This is a genomic window from Fictibacillus arsenicus (assembly GCF_001999465.1).
GTDB lineage: Bacteria > Bacillota > Bacilli > Bacillales > Fictibacillaceae > Fictibacillus > Fictibacillus arsenicus.
This window is the reverse complement of the sequence record NZ_MQMF01000003.1, coordinates 127,815-146,346: the sequence shown is the minus strand read 5'-3', so window position 1 is coordinate 146,346 and position 18,532 is coordinate 127,815. Positions and strand designations below refer to the sequence as shown.

Here is an 18,532-nt window from a genome sequence, read left to right as displayed (position 1 = left end):
GGAGGCATAAAAATTGGAGAAAAAAGTTATCATCTACACACAGGAAACGTGCCCTCCATGCTTCGCAGAAAAAGAGTGGCTGAAATCAAATAATATTGAATTCGAAGAACGCGACATACGAAAAAACCAAAGCTATATGAAAGAAGTCATGGACCTGGGTGCTTCGGCTACTCCTGTAACTGTGATCCAGACAGAAGAGGGCAATCAGGTTGTAATGGGTTTTAAAGAAGATGAACTTTCCGTACTATTAGAAAAGTAAACTAAACTGGGCTATGTGTATCTATTTTCGTAATAATGCGCATAGCCATCTTTAATTAAAAGGAGATGAATCATGGGAACCTTTCATTATCCAAATGGTAAGAAAGTGACTTCTGTAATCAAAACACGATCGTCTTCCCCATCTTCTGTTAAAAAAGAAGTGTCATACAGCAACAGAGGGATGTCACTCGAAGACGATATCAATCAAAGCAATCAATTCTATCTCTTAACGAATAAAGCGATCATTCACAAAAAACCGACTCCTGTACAAATCGTGAATGTTGAGTACCCGAAACGATCTGCAGCTGTCATTCGTGAAGCATACTTTAAACTCGCTTCTACTACCGACTATAACGGTGTATATAAAGGAAGATATATTGACTTTGAAGCAAAAGAAACAAAGAACAAGACGAGTTTTCCGCTTAAGAATTTTCATGAGCATCAGATCACACATATGCAGCAGATTTTAGATCATGGAGGAATATCTTTTATCATTCTTCGATTCTCTTCTACCGATAAAAGCTATCTGCTGGACAGCTCTTATCTTGTTCACTATTGGAAAGAACAAACCATGGGGAGAAAATCAATTCCAAAGGGTGAAATAGAAGATAAAGGACATTCTATTACTATCGGGTATCAACCTAGGCTGAATTATTTAGAAACAGTAGATCGTGTCTATTTCTCTCCTTCTCTTTGATTGTTCATAAACTCAGAATTTGCCACGAATATTGATAATGTTAGTTTTTTTACGAAGTTGAAAGGTTGGTAAAACTATGTCAAAAGATTACCGAAGCCGGGTAGAAAGAAGACAATCGTCGTCTAATAATGGCTCCACACCGGCAAAGAAAACAAAAAAGCCAAGACGTAATTGGAAGAAGACTCTCCTATTGCTTGCAGTTATTTTAGGATTATTAGGACTTTTAACAGTAGGTGTAATCGCAGCTACTTCTCCAAAGCTGGATCCGAAGAAACTAGAAACACCTGTATCTTCAAAAATCATGGATATGAATGATGAAGAAGTTTCTCTTGTTTCAGGACAAGAAAAACGGATCAGAGTAAAGATAAATGAAATTCCTGAACCTGTACAAAATGCGTTCATCGCAACAGAAGATGTGCGTTTCCGCCAACATAGCGGTGTTGATGTAAGACGTTTATTCGGTGCCGCGTTCGCTAACGTAACAGAAGGATTTGGTGCTGAAGGTGCAAGTACGATCTCTCAGCAGGTTATAAAGAACACGATTCTTACGAATGAAAAATCCCTTACGAGAAAGATCCGTGAAGCCTATCTATCTGTTCAGTTAGAACAAAAGTATTCAAAGGATCAGATTCTAGAAATGTATTTAAATAAGATTTATTTTGGTAATGGCGCATGGGGTATAGCAACGGCTGCAAAAACTTATTTTAATAAACCTGTTAGTGAGTTAGAAGTACACGAAGCTGCTTTATTGGCTGGGTTACCTAAAGCTCCAAGCTATTATGATCCAACTCGAAATCCAAAAGAAGCTGAACATCGACGCAATGTTGTCTTAAACTTGATGGCGCAGCATAAATTCATTTCTAAAGAAGAAGCAGAAAATGCAAAGAGTGTTTCTGTAAAGGATACGATTAACCCTGGTAAACTACAAAAAGAAACACGTCCTTATGATGCATATATCAAACAAGTAATGGATGACCTTAAGGATATTGAAGGATTAGAAGAAGCAGATATATATTCTTCTGGACTAAAGATCTATACAAACCTGGATACAAAAGCTCAGCAAGTTACAGAAGATGTATTAAAAGCTAAATTAGAACCCGAGCATGAGTTATTACAATCTGGTGTTGCAATCGTTGATACGAAAACGGGTGCAATACGTGCAGTCGGCAGCGGCCGCGGAAACGAATTGAGCAACCAATTCTCAACTCGAATCACTCGCCAGCCAGGGTCAACAATCAAACCCATCCTTGACTATGGTCCGGCTATTGAAAACAAAAAATGGAGCACTGCTCATATGTTAAACGACGAACCTGTTAAGATCGGTGATGTAACGATCAACAACTTCAACAAGAAAAATGTTGGAGATATCACGATGCGCCAGGCTCTCGTTGAATCAAAAAATACTACGGCTGTTAAGACATTCCAAGAAGTCGGTCCTGAAGAAGCAACTGACTTTGCTAATAAGCTTGGATTTGACTTAGATCCAGACACAACTTACCCGTCTTATGCGATCGGCGGATTTGAACAAGGAGTATCACCGCTTACAATGGCAGGTGCTTATCAAGCATTCGGAAACGGCGGTGTTTACACGAAACCGACAACGATCCGTAAAATTGAATTCCCAGACGGAAGAGTAATTGAAGTCGACCCAGAACCGAAGGCGGCTATGAAAGATTATACGGCTTACATGATCACTGATATGCTTAAAGATGTTATGAAACGTGGTACTGGTACACAGGCCAATGTGAGCGGATTAAAATTAGCTGGAAAAACAGGTACTACGAACTTCCCTAAAGACCTTCGGGATAAATACGGCATGCCTAGTGATGCAACAAAAGATGCGTGGATGGCCGGATACACGACTACCTACACCGCAGCAGTATGGACAGGATATGATTCCTACCAAGATGATAACGGTGATGCATTATACCTCGACAATACGAAAGACGATTATTCTAAACAGATCTTTAAGGATATCATGAGTCAGCTTAAGCACAAGAACACTGACTTTAAGAAACCGAAATCTGTGACTGAAGTTCCAATGGAAAAAGGAACTGGAAAACGTGCAAGTGAGTTTACGCCAGATTCCGAAAAAATCATTGAATTGTTCGTCAAAGGATCTAAGCTGCCAGATGTAAGTGATAAGTTTGAAAAACCTGCTGGTATCGAAGGACTTGAAGCGAAGTTCGATGAAAAGAAAAATGAAATTGAAGTAAAATGGAAGTACGAGAAAAAAGAAGGTGTTACCTTTAAGGTCCTTGCAAGCTATAATGATGGACCGATGCAGGAACGAGCAACGATCAATGATACGAAATTTGTTGTTCCATCCCCTGCTCCTGGTAAATACACATTCCAAATAATAGCAGTCGACAGTGAAAACAACACCGAAAGCGAACCTGCTGAAACATCAATCACGATCGAAGCACCGGAAGGAGAACAACCACCGCAGCCGCCTGGTGAAGGCGAGCCGGGTACTCCACCTGGCGAAGGTGAACCTGGTACCCCTCCAGGTCAAGGTGAACCGGGAACACCGCCTCCTTCTGGCGGAGAACCTGGAACTGAACCACCTCCTGGTCAAGAACCTGGAACTCCTCCCCCTGGTCAAGGCGGAGGAAACGAAGAAGAGGAAGGCGGCGGGGGCTTACAGTTCCCTCCTCTCAACCAATAACAAACAAAAATCCGCCAGCTTAAATCAGCTGGCGGATTTTTTTATTTAATATTGTAACGGTCAACTAAGTAGTTCCAAAACACAGGATAACCAAATGATAAATTCCAAAAGCTTACACCAGCGAATCCATATTGATCGACAATATCAAATTTCGCTTTCATGCTTCGTAAATCTTCAAACCAAACAATATGTTCTTTTTTATCTTTATCCCAATATCTGAAATATGGGGCTTCATCTTTTCTGCTGTACTTAATGGCTGCCTGTCTTTTCCCTGCAAGCTGTGTTGCCTGAACTGGGTTCAATGCTTTAGCAAATTCTCCACCAGGTTTATAAGGAAGCGTCCAGTCATACCCGTATAGATTTATACCCATTAATATTTTTTTCGGGTCTATCTCACTTACTGCATAGTTAAGCACCTTTTTAACAGAAGGGATAGGACTGACTGCCATCGGCGGTCCTCCGCTATAACCCCATTCATATGTCATCAAAATGACGTAATCCACGATCTCACCATGAGCTTTATAATCATGCGATTCGTACCATTCCCCAATCTGTGTTGCACTGATCTTCGGTGCTACTGCAGTCATCACGATATATTTCTGCTGGTGCATCTTTTCAGTAAGTGTGCTTAAAAACTGATTATAGGCTTCTTTATTTTTTTTACCTAAAAACTCAAAATCAACAGATATTCCTTGGTATCCTTTTTGCTTCATCATGGCTATAGAATTATCAATTACTTTGTTCGTGATTTCTTTGTTTGTTAATATCGCGGTACCAACCTCTTCACTGAACTCCCCGTCTTTAATATTTGTAATAGACATGAGTGGTTTTACGTTTTTATTTTTTGCGTCTCTTAAAAATTCAGTATCATCCAACGGCTTTAATTCGCCGTTTTCATTTACCTCATAGCTGAACATTGTAATATACGTTAAACTTTTCGCTGCTGCAGCAAAATTTTCTTTTGCTTTTGGAACGGGTTCAGCAAATGCATTTGTAGTAATATCTCTTTTTGTTCGTTCTGGGACATTCAACTGCTTTCCAGCCACTAAATTCGCATCTGTAACACCCGGATTAGCCTGCTGAAGCTGTGTAACAGAAACGCCAATCATATCTCCGATCTCTTTCAGAGTATCTCCTGGCTGAACTGTATAAGTAAAAGGTGTAGGGATAAATAGTGTCTGGCCAACAGAAAGTTTATCTTTTGCTGTCAGCCTGTTTACCGTAGCGAGCTCTTGCCATGGTAGTCTATAGTACTGTGAAAGCTTCCATAAGGAATCGCCTCTTTTCACCACATGAATCTGCATGATACCCCTCCTTGAAACATCTCATGCTTTCATCATATGTCCAAGTACCTTGTCCTTATGTTTTCCGCTTTAATAGTATGACACTTTTCTTTTCCCATTCTGAAAATAATTCACTTAACTGAATAAAAGATTGATAATGATCCGGCTGTTCTTTAATAAATGAAAGGCGCTCTATTGCATTAACTGGTAGTCGATCCAATTCCTTAACGCTCTCTTTCCATTTTTTTAAGGCCTGTTCATCGACCATTTTTCTGTTACCGCAGAATAACACCTTCAAAAACTGATGAAAAAAATAAATCATAGGTTCTTTTGCTTTATTTCGATCACGGTTTTTAAAACAATCCGCTATAAATGGACTCTTTTCTTTCCATTCTTTAAAAATCTCTGTTAATTGCTCTGTATATTGTTCCAAAATGAACTCTCTCCTTTTGTCAAAAGGCTATATCAAATAGAAATCAGTCATGATCACATAAATACATACTCTCATCACATAAAAAATGCAGGCCATCATATAAAAATAGTCTTCCATCACATAATTTAACAAATATTACCATAAAACAAATGAAACGAATTTAAAAAACTGACTCTAGAGATTGAGTCAGTCTATGATTGTTCTTAGATGTCATTTCTTCTTCTCTTTTTGATTCATCCTCTTTTTGCCTTCACGGCATATGGACAGCAGTGGACACTCAGGACAATTAGGATTTTGCGCCTTACAATGATACCTTCCAAAGAAGATAAGGCGGTGGTGTGTAGCTCCCCATAGCTCTTTAGGAATCTTTTTCATCAGTGTTTCTTCTACTTGCAAAACAGAATCTTTCCATCTGCAGATTCCTAGTCTTTTTGATACACGTTCAACATGTGTATCAACTGCAATAGCAGGGACATCATAAGCAACGGAAACGACTACATTCGCTGTTTTTCTTCCGACACCTGGAAGTTTTGTCAGCTCATCACGGTCTTTTGGAATCTCTCCTCCGTATTCGTTAAGCACCAACTCACTTAATTTTTGTATGTTCTTCGCCTTGTTGCGATAGAGTCCGATTGATCTGATGTCATCTTGAAGTTCTTCAAGAGAAACATCTAAATAATCTTGAGGCTTCTTATATTTTTCAAAAAGCTTTGGAGTTACTTTATTTACAAGCGCATCCGTACATTGTGCTGATAACAGGACGGCTATCGTCAACTCGAATGGGTTTGAGTGATGGAGCTCACAATGAGCATCTGGAAACATATCCTCGATCTGTTCCAGACAAAATTGAATCTGAGCTTTGTTTAACACGATTACATTCCTCCTGTAATGAAAAAGAAGACCCAGTTTTATCAGGGTCTGTTTGTTTTGCAGTTATGATTCAAGCCAATTATATACGGGCCGTTTTAATTCACTGTCTTTTCTTGGTTTATCGTAATGGCCAGATTTTTGCAGCTGTCTCACACGGAATTTCTCTCCATACTGCTTTGCGGCTTCCGGGGTCTTTATCCCGTTTTTCTTCCATTCAAAAAGAATGCGGTCAATATATCTGAAGTTAAGCTTGCCGGACAAAACAGATTCCTTTAATGCCGTTAGTATGAGTTCTGGAGATTGCTGGTCTTCATCCATCCAAATTTTTAATGTTTCAAGCTCCATTGGAGAAAGCGGCCGGCCGAATTCTTTTTCGAATAAAACAAATACATTCTGCTCAAGCTGTTCTTTATTTGTCTCTTTCAGTATTTGTTCCTCTTCTTTTAAACTATCCATCAGCCTGTTCCATAACGGCTGCAAGGTATACGCTTCAAAATAAACGCCTTTTTCTTTATCTTCGTACTGTTCCATCCCTAGAAGACCTCTCCCTACTAATGAACGAAGCATAGAAGACATCTCATGAGATGAAGTTGTCATCCTTTCAGCCAGTTCTATCGGGGTTGGAAAATAGTTTCCAGATTCAATAAAGACATGAAGCTGTATGAACAGCATACATTCAGTATCTGAAAGTCCTATTTTTTTATATGATTTTAAAAGCATATTTGGTATGCTGACCGATCCTTCTGACATCCATTTTTCAAATAACATTCCGTTCACTTGCAACACCTCTTGTACCATTATAGCATAAGAACTTGCTTTATCTTTTTATAAAGCCAAGAAAAAAACCTCCCTGCAGCAGGGAGATTTTTCATATTTATTAAGGATATAAACGGTTTAACAAACGAGGGAACGGGATCGTTTCACGAACGTGTTCCGCACCTGAAATCCATGCAACTGTACGTTCTAAGCCAAGACCAAATCCTGAATGAGGTACGCTTCCGTATTTTCTAAGCTCAAGATACCACTTATAAGCATCATCTGTTAATCCGTGTTCTTCATAACGCTGCTCCATTAGAGTAAGGTCGTCTATACGCTGGCTTCCTCCGATAATCTCTCCATATCCTTCAGGAGCAATCAAATCTGCACATAATACGACATCATCACGGTTTGGATCTGGCTTCATATAGAAAGCTTTAATATCCTTAGGGTAGTTTGTAATGAATACAGGCTTATCAAAACTTTCAGCAATCGCTGTTTCATGAGGAGCACCAAAGTCGTCACCCCACTCGATATCATCAAACCCTTTTTCTTTTAACATTTTAATCGCATCATCGTAAGAAACTCGAGGGAAAGGAGCTTTAACGTTCTCTAATTTCGTAATATCACGGCCAAGTGTTTTTAGTTCGTTTTCACAGCGCTTAATAACAGATTGAACGATATGTGAGATGAACTGTTCCTGAATTTCAAGAGATTCTTCGTGTTCAACAAATGCCATCTCAGGCTCGATCATCCAGAACTCGATCAAGTGACGGCGTGTCTTAGACTTCTCAGCACGGAAAGTCGGTCCGAAAGAATATACTTTTCCAAGTGCCATCGCTGCAGCTTCCATATAAAGCTGTCCGCTTTGAGAAAGATAAGCATCTTCTTCAAAGTATTTTGTATGGAACAATGACGTTGTTCCTTCAGCAGAACTTCCTGTAAGAATTGGAGGGTCTACTTTTACAAAATCATTGTTATAGAAGAACTCGTTTACAGCATGTATGATTTCGTTTCTGATCTTTAAAATGCTGTGCTGGCGTTTTGAACGAATCCATAGGTGACGGTGATCCATCAAAAATTCTGTTCCATGCTCTTTCGGTGTGATCGGGTAATCTATCGCTTGATGCAGTACTTCAACATCAGTTACTTCAAGTTCCACACCAAGTGCTGAACGCTCGTCCTCTTTTACAGTACCTGTTACGTAAAGACTGGATTCTTGAGTCAATCCTTTAGCTTTTGCAAAAATTTCTTCACCAACTTCGCTTTTTACAACGACACCTTGAACAAATCCTGTTCCATCACGCAGCTGCAAAAAAGCAATTTTACCAGAAGAACGTTTATTTGAGAGCCATGCACCAATCGTTACAGTCTCACCAACATGATCACGTAGCTTTTGAATAGTAGTTTTCACAAAATGTACCTCCACTGTTTCTAAAATCTGTCTCTATCAAAAAATTATGAATGACTGCTCACTAAAAATCAATCTTTCTTTGAATGGCGGACGATAAAACGTTCAATTCGGTCAAGTGCTTCCATGATCGTATCCAATGAAGTAGCGTATGAAAGCCGAACATTATCTGGAGCACCAAATCCGGATCCTGGAACAAGCGCAACTTTCTCTTCCTCTAAGATCGCTTCAACCCATTCGTCTACTGTTGAGAAACCTGTATTTTTAACAGCCTCTTTTGCATTCGGGAACAGATAGAAAGCACCATTTGGTTTAACACAACTGATGCCAGGCAATGTGATAAGACGCTCATAAACTTTGTTCATACGTTCTTCAAAAGCTTGACGCATCTCTTCAACCGGCTCTTGTGTGCCATTATAAGCAGCTAAAGCACCATGCTGAGAAATCGTTGTTGGATTAGATGTACTGTGGCTATCCAAATTTGTCATAGCCTTAATGATCTTAGCGTTTCCGGCTGCAAACCCGATTCTCCATCCTGTCATCGCATGTGACTTTGAAAGTCCATTAATGATGATCGTCTGCTCTTTCAGCTCTGGTGAAAGTTCAGCAATAGATGTGTGCTTTGCCCCGCCATAGATTAATTTTTCATAGATTTCATCGGAAATGATCAGTACGTCTTCTTGAAGGCAAACTTCACCGATCGCTTTCAGCTCGTCAGCTGTGTAAAGGGAGCCAGTCGGATTGCTCGGAGAATTTAAAACAAGCGCTTTTGTCTGTTTTGTGATTGATGTTTTCAAATCGTCTGCTGTAATCTTAAATTGATTCTCTTCTTTTCCTTCTACGTAAACTGGAACTCCCCCTGCAAGTTTAACTTGTTCAGGGTAGCTTACCCAGTAAGGAATAGGGATGATCACTTCGTCTCCTTCATCTATTATTGCCTGGAACAAGGAATAAAGTGAATGTTTAGCTCCTGTACTCACGATGATTTCAGAAGTTTCATAAGTTAGCCCTTGATCTTCCTTTAATTTGTTTGTGATGGCTTTTTTAAGCGAAAGAAGACCGCCAGAAGCTGTATACTTTGTATGTCCTTCTTTCATAGACTGATAAGCAGCTTCAATAATATGTATCGGAGTATTAAAATCCGGCTCTCCTGCACCAAGACCGATTACATTGTGACCTTCTGCTTTAAGTGCGTTTGCCTTTGCTGTAATTGCCAATGTTGTTGAAGGTGTCAATGCCTCCACGCGTTTTGCAAGATTCATTTAAATATCCCTCCGCTGTTTATTGTTCTGATTCTTTTAAACGGTAGATTTCATACCGTTTCCCAGTTTCAAAGTATCCATAGTAATATGTGTAGCGATCTTGATCATCGATGTAGACGACTTCCCATAATGGGATCTCATCTTCCATGCCTAAACGGCTGTCAATAATTTCCACAGCATTATGGTTCTTTTTCACATAATCAATCATTTGTTTTTCTGATAAGCCTTTTTTAGCAATCTCGGAAAAAATCTCTTTATCTTTTCCTACCCAGACGATCATGTCGGTCCCATGCTCGTTCTTGCCTTCTACTACATAATAAGTTTCATTCTTGAAAAAGTGCTCTACATTTGTAACAGATGTAAGATTTTTTTCTTTTTTGGCAAGTTCAACAGCTTCAGCTTCTTTTTTCTGAGGTTTAGCGTGCACTCCGCTATAAAGATAGTAAGCCTGCCAGCTTGCTAAAATCAAAATGCCAACAATAATAAGTATCCACTTTTTTCCCATATTTCAGCCTCTCTATGTTCGATAGATCGTAAAAATCATCTTCTCTTTATTCTCGTCATCTAACGCAAGCCCAAACATTAAATCCTGGTGCTTTAATGTCTTGTTCAATTCTGAAACAACTTTGTACAAATCACTTGACTTGTCTACCTTAACTGTAGAAAGAACCTCGATTTTACTTTCCATTGTTCTTCCTCCTATACTTTGAAACTTATCCCTGTTTACTATATCAGAAATTCATTTAAAGTGGTACTTTAGAATGCCTAAAAACAGTGGATTATTCAACGTTCATAAAACATTTTCACGGTACTTAATCTTTTATTTAAGTTCTTTTCTAAAGGCTGTTTCGCATACATTGTTGCTTTTGAAAGTAGTTGATTTCCGCTCCAGGCTGCTCGCTTTCCACGGGGCGTGCGGTGAGCCTCCTGCCGCTTTGCGCCATTAGGAGTCTCCACCTGACCGCTTCATGGAAGTATCCTTGCTCCTGCGTCTACAAGTATTTGCTACCGATGTGAGTTTCCTCGTCGCATGCCTAGCGAGAAGCTTATCAGGTGGCAGGCACGCTCCAATCAACTTGCAATGATGAGAATTGAAAAAGCCAAATGCAACTAATCTTTAGAAAATGACCTTTCTAAAAATTTCCAAAGAGAGATTTTAAGAAATTCTTCATTGAATAGTTAATTGGAGCGGAAGGACGAGACTCCTCGAAAATGAAAATCATATTTTCTTCGTGCGATATATCGCTGTCGGAGCTTTCCTTGTCCTGCAGGATGAGTGGGACAGGTGAGACCATTAAATGTCGCACTGCGACGAATGGGCTCACCGCACACCCTGCGGAAAGCGAGTCCAAAGAGCGAAAATTAGCATCCTTCAAAATTCAAAAACAACAAAGTTTTGCGAAACACATTTATTTATTACACATTCAAGCTAAATCTAAGAGTTCAAGCAATTTTAGCTAATCACCACGAAACGCAGGAATCCATTACAAGCCTTTCAATAAACGAAAAGCCGACAACACAAGGTATTTTACCCCTTGTATGTCAGCTTCTTCTTTCTAATCCATCCAGTCCCGAAGTTCATCAACGAGATCGTTGACCGGTTTAATAGAAACGGGCAGTTTCGGCAATGACTGAATAAAAGATTTTCCATAGCGTGTTTCGATCATCCGGCGGTCAAAAACGAAGACAGCTCCTTTATCTCTGCTGCTTCTTACCAATCGTCCAAAACCTTGTTTAAAGCGGATGATGGCTTGAGGAAGCGAAAGATCGTAGAAAGGATTGCCGCCCTCTGCTTTTAGTTTCTCGCTTTTAGCAGCCATTACAGGCTGATCTGGAGGCGTAAAAGGAAGTCTAATAATGACCAGACAGGAAAGATCATCTCCTGGTATATCAATCCCTTCCCAAAAACTGTTCGTTCCAAAAAGAATAGCGTTATCAAACCGCTGAAAATTCTTAGTTAGCCTTGCTCTGCTCCCGCTGTCAACACCTTGTGCTATCAGCACGAACTCTTCCTGATCCATTAACGATTTAAAAGCAGAATGTGTTTCTTTCAACATCTCATATGATGTAAACAGAACGAGCATCCGGCCCTTTGTAACTTTTGCTATCTCATATAATGAGGTTGATATTTTAGCAACAAACGTTTTTTGATCTACCTCATTAATGAGTGGTATGTCAGTCGGCACCATCAGCTTTGCTTGTTCCTCATATTTGAAAGGAGATGGCAGCTGTGCGTTTAAAGGACCAAAGTCTAAGAGACCAAGCCGTTCGGATATATAACTGAACTTGTTTTTCACACTCATCGTTGCCGATGTCAATACAACGCTGCTTTTTTTGCCAAAGAATTTGTCTGCTAGAATCTGATCGATTTCAACCGGTTTTGCGTATAGAGTAACCGCATGTCTCGGACCTTTTGATTCAGCTTCCATCCAATAAACTTCCTGAGATAACGGACATGACAGAAGGTGATGCAGAACTGCCGCTTCATCCTGCAGATCATTTAGAAGCCCTTCAATATCAACTAAGAATCCTTTTTGTTTAACAGTAAGATGTTCCTCAAACTGATCAAAGCTCTTTAAAAGCCGTTTAACCGGCTTAACTAAATCTGAAATATACTGCTTCGCTCTCTCTTCCATCTCAAGTACAGGTTCCCAAAGAGCAGTTTCTATGTCTTCATGCGTATAACGAAGTGTCTGCTTTGTTAACTCAGAAGATCGAGAGGACTTAGCTTTTGTTACACAGATCGTTTTAATTTGCTTAAAAAGATCATCTAGTTCATTTTTAACATCTTGAAACAGACTGTCCCATTTTGCTAGATATGTTTCATACTTTGGAACTTCCAACAGATTAGATAGTTCTCTTAACGTATTCATCATGCCATCACTTTCTGTTAAAGAAAGTCTGTCCAGCATTTTTAGAAATGTGAAATAATCGGTTTCCTTGCCGAAATGATCGCTCACTACCTCTTCAATATGATGAGCTTCATCCAAAACTGCTTCTTTATAAGATGGAAGCAGCTGAGAATCGGATTTTAAATCTGTAAACAATAAAGCATGATTCGTAATAACCAGGTCTGATTCATGAGCAGCCTTTCTTTGCTTATGATAATAACATCTCGAGAACCATGGACATCGATGGTTCAAGCATGAATTCGCATCACTTTTCACTGTATTCCAAAACAGTTTTCCGCCAGATGCCATCGATAGTTCTTCTACATCACCCTGTTCTGTTTCAGTCAGCCATATAATTAATTGAGCCTTTGTAAAGTTCGTATCATAATTGTCTTCATGATGATCCTGAAGAGTATGTTCAAACTTCCTCAAACATAAGTAATGGTTTCTGCCCTTCAAAAGTGTTGCAGTAAAATCAAATGGCATAATTTTCTTCAATAGAGGCACATCACGTTCTAACAGCTGCTGCTGCAATTGAACGGTATGCGTTGAAACCATGAGCGGACGATCTTTTTCTTTTGCAAAACGAACACCAGGTATAAGATAGCCAAGTGATTTACCAACTCCTGTTCCTGCCTCGATAACAAGATGCTGATTCGTATGAAGTGCTTCATCAACAAGGTCTACCATTTTTTGCTGGCTTTCACGAACCTCATAATGCGCCATGTGCTTTTGTAAATTTTGTTCTAAGTCAGAAGCATCTATACTTTCAAGATCATCAAAATACTCTTCCATGTCTAATTTTGAAGTCTTCTTAAGAGCTAGCTTCCGATAAAAATCATATGTTTCTTCATCTGCCAAAAAGACAGATTTCTCACTGATCATATCACTTACGATATTCTCAAGTGAGCTCTGCAATTTTTTCACAAATGGAGATAATCGCTCTAACGTCAGTAACGGCAGGGTCTCAAGCTTATCTAAAAGATGCATGAGAAGCATAGCTGTTACTTCTGCGTCACTATCAGCCTGATGCGGATTTTCATGTTCTAGCCCAAGGTATTCTGCAAGCATTCCTAGCTGATATCCATCGGCACCGAGAAGGAGCAGTCTGGAAAGCTCAACAGTATCGATAAGAGGCATAGAAAGCTGCGAGTACCCGCAGCGATCAAGTTCTCCCTGTAAGAATGAATAGTCGAACATTACGTTGTGCGCAACAAAATAAGCTCCTTCAAGCATCTGAAGGAGCTTCGGTGCTGCTTCTTCAAATAACGGGGCATCCTTGACCATGTCATCATTGATGCCCGTTAATTGTTCAATAAAAGGGGGGATGGGAACGCCTGGCTGGATGAACGTCGAATATCTGTCCGTTATCTGTCCTGCCTCAACGACGACCGCTCCAATCTGGATAATCCGGTCTCCTTTTGCTGCTGAATTTCCTGTTGTTTCAAAATCGATAACGACATATCGCCGTGTCATAGCCTCTTCACCTCATTCCCCTGCGGCTATCTTAATAGATTATTAATAATTAGTAGATGGTAGCCTCAGGTTCAACACCAAGCATTTCTTGTATCATATTATTCTTGTCCATGATCGCCACTTTAGGCTGATGATTTTTAGCTTCTGCCTCATCATACATGGCATAGGAAATAACAATTATCGTATCGCCTTCTTGTACGAGTCTCGCAGCTGCGCCATTTAAGCACATCACACCGCTTCCTCTTTTCCCTGGAATAATATAAGTCTCGAAACGCGCACCATTATTATTATTTACAATTTGAACTTTTTCGTTCGGGATCATATCAACTGCATCTAAAATGTCTTCATCAATTGTGATGCTCCCAACATAGTTTAAATTAGATTCAGTTACGGTTGCACGGTGTATTTTAGCTTTCATTAATGTACGGAACATTTTTCTTCCCCGCTTCCTTGTTTCTCTAGTATGTTGTCTATAATGACATTATCTATTAATCGAGCTTTGCTGAATCTTACACTTAATGCGATGATCAGCTTTTCGTCATCTTTATCTGGAGGAAGAAGTTCAGGATATGAAAGAACTTTGCAGTATTCAACAGTTCCAACAGTATGTTCCTCCAAGTATTTTATCATCTTTTCTTCTGTCTCACCACTATCGCAGTTCGATACCCAGTTCTGGGCTTTTTGTAAAGATTGATACAAGTGATGAGCTTCTTTTCTTTCTTCTTCCGTAAGATATACATTTCTTGAGCTCTTCGCCAGTCCATCAGATTCTCGTATCGTTTCACATCCAACGATCTCTACAGGAAAATTAAAATCATCAACAAGACCTCGAACTACTGCCACCTGCTGAGCATCTTTCAGACCGAAAAATGCCTTATCTGGTGAAACAATGTGAAACAGCTTAGTAAGAACTGTTGCCACCCCGTCAAAATGTCCTATTCTGCTTTTCCCGCAAAGAGCATCGGTTCTTCTGTTTACAGAAACCGTGACAACAGGTCTATCTGGATACATTTCTTTTGTTTCTGGACTAAAAAGAACATCTGCACCTGCTTGTTCTGCAAGTTTTTTATCACGTTCAAAATCCCGCGGATAACGGTCAAAATCTTCGTTCGGTCCGAATTGCAGCGGATTGACAAATATACTTACCGCAACGATGTCAGACTCTTTCTTCGCACGTTCTATCAATGAAAGATGCCCTTCATGCAGATACCCCATTGTTGGTACGAATCCTACCTTTTTATCTGCTTTTTTTTCTTGGAGCATGTATTTCTGCATGTCTTGGATGCTTTTCAAGATAATCATGACTTAACTCCTCCATACAAACGGTCGATCGTTTCTGGTTTCATGTTAAAGCTGTGTTCTTCTTCAGGGAACTTCCTCTGCTGTACATCATTTTTATACTTCTCGAGTCCTCTGATCATCATATCTTTAACATTTCCGTAAGACTTTACGAATTTTGGTATATGATGAAACCCATACCCGATCATATCGTGATAGACCAAAACTTGACCATCTGTATGTTTACCTGCACCAATGCCTATCACTGGGATCGTCAGTTTTTTTGACGCTATTTCTGCAAGCTGCTGAGGTACACATTCTAAAACAAGCGCGAACGCTCCAGCTTTTTCTAATAACAGACATTCTTCTAAAAGTCTGTTTGCCTCTTCCTCTTCTTTCGCTTGCACGCTGTAACCGCCCATGACTCCGACCATCTGCGGAGTCAGCCCAAGATGCCCCATCACTGGAACACCAGCGTTCGTCAATGTTTCTATTGTAGAGATCACTTGTTTGCCGCCTTCAAGCTTTACAGCGGATGCTCCACTTTCCTGCATCATTCTTCTTGCGTTGTCCAGCGTCACGTCGATTGAGCCATGATAGGTCATAAACGGCATGTCTGTTACGATAAACGTGTCGGACGCCCCGCGCCTTACCGCTTTCGTATGATGGATCATATCTCCTAATGTAACTGGTATGGTAGATTCATATCCTAAAACGACCATACCGAGAGAATCTCCGACTAATATGAGATCCATTCCAGCCTTTTCACAGATCATAGCTGATGGATAGTCATATGCCGTTACCATTGAAATTTTTTCGCCGTCTCTTTTCATCTTGAGAAAGCTTTTTGTTGTTTTCATATTTTTAGCCTCCCTGTTTTTTAACAGGGCCAGAGTGCAAAAAAACCTTCTTCCAAAGAGGAAGAAGGCATAGGAAACATCCCTAGACGTTTTGATTGTTTGCTCCCTCTGTCCCGGTCCTGATTTTGGATCTAGGCAGATATATGGTTGATGTTTAAAAACTTGCAGTACTAGTGCAGTTCCGCTGTAAGGATACCGCCTATAAGATTATTTTATCACGTACATAACTTAGTGAGAAGGAAATTCGATATCCGCTGAATAGATTGAATGAATCTCGCCATTGTCATCTTCGAGCAGCAGGACCCCTTCATCCGTAATTCCTTTTGCGTAGCCAGTTATAGACCCTGTGACAGATCTTGCAGTAATTCTTTTTCCAAGGCTGTAAGCACGCGCTTCCCAAAGAAGCTTTATTACCGCAAAGCCATTGTCTAAGTAGCTTCTATACAGATTTTCAATCTCTTGCAAAACTGCACCTGCTAGTTCAGCTCGTTTATAGGTTTTTCCGCTTTCGATCGAAAGACTTGTTGCAATTTCTGAAATTTCTTCTGAAAAGTGCTTTTTCTCCTGATTGACATTCATTCCGATTCCCACAATAACAGAATGGATTGAATCGGCTTCTGCCTGGAGTTCAGTCAGAATTCCCGCTACTTTCTTTCCTTTGATTAAAAGGTCATTCGGCCACTTGATAGCCGCTTCAAGACCAGTGACTTTTTCAATGGCTCTTGATGCAGCAACAGCAATAAGCAATGTGAGCTGCGGAGCTTTTTGAAGAGGGATTTCGGGACGAAGGATGAGACTCATCCAGATACCTGTTCCAGATGGAGACTGCCACGCTCTCCCTAGCCTTCCTCTTCCGCCGGTCTGTTCATCGGCGATTACTATACTTCCTTCAACAGCACCTTCTCTTGCTAAGCTGTGTGCAATTTCCTGGGTGCTTTTAACAGATGTTTTGTAAGTAACCTTTTTGCCGAATGTTCCTTCACCTGTATATAAAGAGACTTCCTCTGCTGTTACAAGATCAGGAGAAGTGAGCAGACGGTAGCCTCTTTTCTGTACGGCTTCAATCGAATATCCTGATTTCCTAAGCTCTGAAATATGTTTCCATATGGCTGTCCGTGAACAGTTCAAGTTTTCACTTATCTGCTGACCTGAAACAAATTCACCTTCTTTTTCGGCCAGCATGTGTAATAATGCTTCTCTCATTCTTTTCCCCACCTTCTCACCCAATCGCTGATCTCATTTTCAGAAAGAGGGAGGTTACCTTCAACAATTTCTTTTTCTAACTCTTGAAAAAGTTGTCCTACCCACACACCCGGCGCTTTTTGTTTTATCTTCAAAATGTCCTCGCCGTTTAAAGGGATGTCATCTCTAGAATGAATAACAATTTCTTTTGCAAGGTGTTTCAGCTTGCTCGCTTGTTCTTCAAAGGATTCATCCTCAACAAGACATTTTATCCTCAGCCCTGATAGTGCTGCATTTAATCCTGTGGTGTACAAATCCATTTTTGACCATTTTTCTTTTTTATATGAAACAAGAATGTTCAAAACTGACTGGATCACCTTATTTGGAAGTTTCCATAACTTTAAGAAATCTCTCTCATCATCCACTTTAGTTAAAACGATTATAGCCGCCCATCTTTGTTCTTCACTCTTTAAAGAACTCCAGTTAAATGACAGCAAGCTGCCCTCGGAAATTTCCTCTAAAGGATAAGGCATGTATGGGAAGACACCACAATCTTGCATAAGCTGCAGTGCTTTTCCGGCCTGTTTGCCTTCCAGCAGTTTCTTAAATTCCATCGTTATTCTTTCAGTAGATATTCTTTTTAGTAATGGTGCATTCTTTTTTAGTGCTAACTTCGTTTTTTCTTCAATCCTCATATCGTACACACTCATAAAACGGAATGCCCGCATAATGCGGAGTGGATCTTCAGAGAATCGGTGATCGGGTTTTCCTACAGTTCGGATCTGCTGCTTTTTAAGATCTTCTCTTCCATTGAATGGATCGATGAGCTGAAAGTTCTTATCCATTGCCATTGCATTAAACGTAAAATCTCTTCTGGACAGATCTTCTTCTAAATTCGTGACAAACCACACTTTAGAAGGTCTTCGGAAATCTTCATATTTGTCTTCTTTTCTGAAGGTTGTCACTTCATAAGAAACATGATTATATCTAACGATGACCGTTCCATGTTCTATACCGACTGGAATCGTTTTTGGGAAGATGCTTTGTATTTCTTCAGGCTTTGCACTCGAAGCGATGTCTATGTCTTTTATCGGTCGATTTAAACAATAATCCCGAACACAACCTCCTACAAAATACGCCTTAAAACCTTTTGATTCAATTTGTTCTATTACAAAGGAAGCTTCCTCAAACAATTTGTTCATTTGAA

General features: G+C 39.9%; 17 protein-coding genes. 3 read left to right on the top strand and 14 right to left on the bottom strand.

Annotated elements, in window-relative coordinates; translation table 11 throughout:
• Positions 1-13: 13 nt before the first annotated feature.
• The 3 genes from UN64_RS14745 to UN64_RS14735 all read left to right on the top strand — a co-directional run bounded on the left by UN64_RS14745 (position 14) and on the right by UN64_RS14735 (position 3,623).
• Entirely contained in the window at positions 14-259 is a 246-nt protein-coding gene (locus tag UN64_RS14745) for a glutaredoxin family protein (RefSeq protein WP_077364103.1), read from the top strand.
• Between the two features lie 72 nt (positions 260-331).
• Complete coding sequence (recU, locus tag UN64_RS14740) at positions 332-955, top strand: Holliday junction resolvase RecU (protein WP_077364101.1); 624 nt, start codon at positions 332-334, stop codon at positions 953-955.
• A 76-nt stretch (positions 956-1,031) separates the two neighbouring features.
• Positions 1,032-3,623, top strand: a complete 2,592-nt coding sequence (locus UN64_RS14735) for a PBP1A family penicillin-binding protein (RefSeq protein WP_077364099.1) — start codon at positions 1,032-1,034, stop codon at positions 3,621-3,623.
• A 41-nt stretch (positions 3,624-3,664) separates the two neighbouring features.
• On the opposite strand, the gene UN64_RS14730 is transcribed toward UN64_RS14735, so the two are convergent.
• The 14 genes from UN64_RS14730 to UN64_RS14665 all read right to left on the bottom strand — a co-directional run bounded on the left by UN64_RS14730 (position 3,665) and on the right by UN64_RS14665 (position 18,527).
• Positions 3,665-4,927, bottom strand: a complete 1,263-nt coding sequence (locus tag UN64_RS14730) for a glycosyl hydrolase family 18 protein (RefSeq protein ID WP_077364097.1) — start codon at positions 4,925-4,927, stop codon at positions 3,665-3,667.
• 55 nt (positions 4,928-4,982) lie between these two features.
• The gene (locus UN64_RS14725; protein ID WP_077364095.1) at positions 4,983-5,339 is read right to left on the bottom strand and encodes a YpoC family protein; all 357 of its coding nucleotides are present in this window, start codon (positions 5,337-5,339) and stop codon (positions 4,983-4,985) included.
• Between the two features lie 210 nt (positions 5,340-5,549).
• Complete coding sequence (gene nth, locus UN64_RS14720) at positions 5,550-6,209, bottom strand: endonuclease III (RefSeq protein ID WP_077364093.1); 660 nt, start codon at positions 6,207-6,209, stop codon at positions 5,550-5,552.
• 63 nt (positions 6,210-6,272) lie between these two features.
• A complete protein-coding gene (locus UN64_RS14715) occupies positions 6,273-6,977 on the bottom strand; it encodes a DnaD domain-containing protein (RefSeq protein ID WP_077364637.1) in 705 nt (234 codons plus the stop codon).
• Between the two features lie 109 nt (positions 6,978-7,086).
• Complete coding sequence (asnS, locus tag UN64_RS14710; protein WP_077364091.1) at positions 7,087-8,379, bottom strand: asparagine--tRNA ligase; 1,293 nt, start codon at positions 8,377-8,379, stop codon at positions 7,087-7,089.
• 68 nt (positions 8,380-8,447) lie between these two features.
• Entirely contained in the window at positions 8,448-9,638 is a 1,191-nt protein-coding gene (locus UN64_RS14705; protein WP_077364089.1) for a pyridoxal phosphate-dependent aminotransferase, read from the bottom strand.
• Between the two features lie 19 nt (positions 9,639-9,657).
• Positions 9,658-10,143: a cell wall elongation regulator TseB-like domain-containing protein gene (locus tag UN64_RS14700; RefSeq protein WP_077364087.1), complete on the bottom strand. Its 486-nt coding sequence runs from the start codon at positions 10,141-10,143 to the stop codon at positions 9,658-9,660.
• A 12-nt stretch (positions 10,144-10,155) separates the two neighbouring features.
• Positions 10,156-10,326, bottom strand: a complete 171-nt coding sequence (locus UN64_RS14695) for a YpmA family protein (RefSeq protein ID WP_077364085.1) — start codon at positions 10,324-10,326, stop codon at positions 10,156-10,158.
• A gap of 868 nt (positions 10,327-11,194) precedes the next feature.
• Entirely contained in the window at positions 11,195-14,005 is a 2,811-nt protein-coding gene (gene dinG / locus UN64_RS14690; RefSeq protein WP_077364083.1) for an ATP-dependent DNA helicase DinG, read from the bottom strand.
• Positions 14,006-14,054: 49 nt separating this feature from the next.
• The gene (gene panD / locus UN64_RS14685) at positions 14,055-14,438 is read right to left on the bottom strand and encodes an aspartate 1-decarboxylase (RefSeq protein ID WP_077364081.1); all 384 of its coding nucleotides are present in this window, start codon (positions 14,436-14,438) and stop codon (positions 14,055-14,057) included.
• On the bottom strand, positions 14,423-15,307 hold the full coding sequence (gene panC, locus UN64_RS14680; protein WP_077364079.1) for a pantoate--beta-alanine ligase: 885 nt from the start codon (positions 15,305-15,307) through the stop codon (positions 14,423-14,425). The genes panD and panC overlap by 16 nt, the downstream gene beginning before the upstream one ends.
• Positions 15,304-16,143, bottom strand: coding sequence for a 3-methyl-2-oxobutanoate hydroxymethyltransferase (gene panB / locus UN64_RS14675; RefSeq protein WP_077364077.1), 840 nt, complete (start codon positions 16,141-16,143; stop codon positions 15,304-15,306). Before panB ends, panC begins: the two co-directional genes overlap by 4 nt.
• Before the next feature lie 228 nt (positions 16,144-16,371).
• Complete coding sequence (locus tag UN64_RS14670) at positions 16,372-17,358, bottom strand: biotin--[acetyl-CoA-carboxylase] ligase (RefSeq protein WP_139343136.1); 987 nt, start codon at positions 17,356-17,358, stop codon at positions 16,372-16,374.
• The gene (locus tag UN64_RS14665; RefSeq protein ID WP_077364073.1) at positions 17,343-18,527 is read right to left on the bottom strand and encodes a CCA tRNA nucleotidyltransferase; all 1,185 of its coding nucleotides are present in this window, start codon (positions 18,525-18,527) and stop codon (positions 17,343-17,345) included. Before UN64_RS14665 ends, UN64_RS14670 begins: the two co-directional genes overlap by 16 nt.
• Between the last annotated feature and the right edge of the window lie 5 nt (positions 18,528-18,532).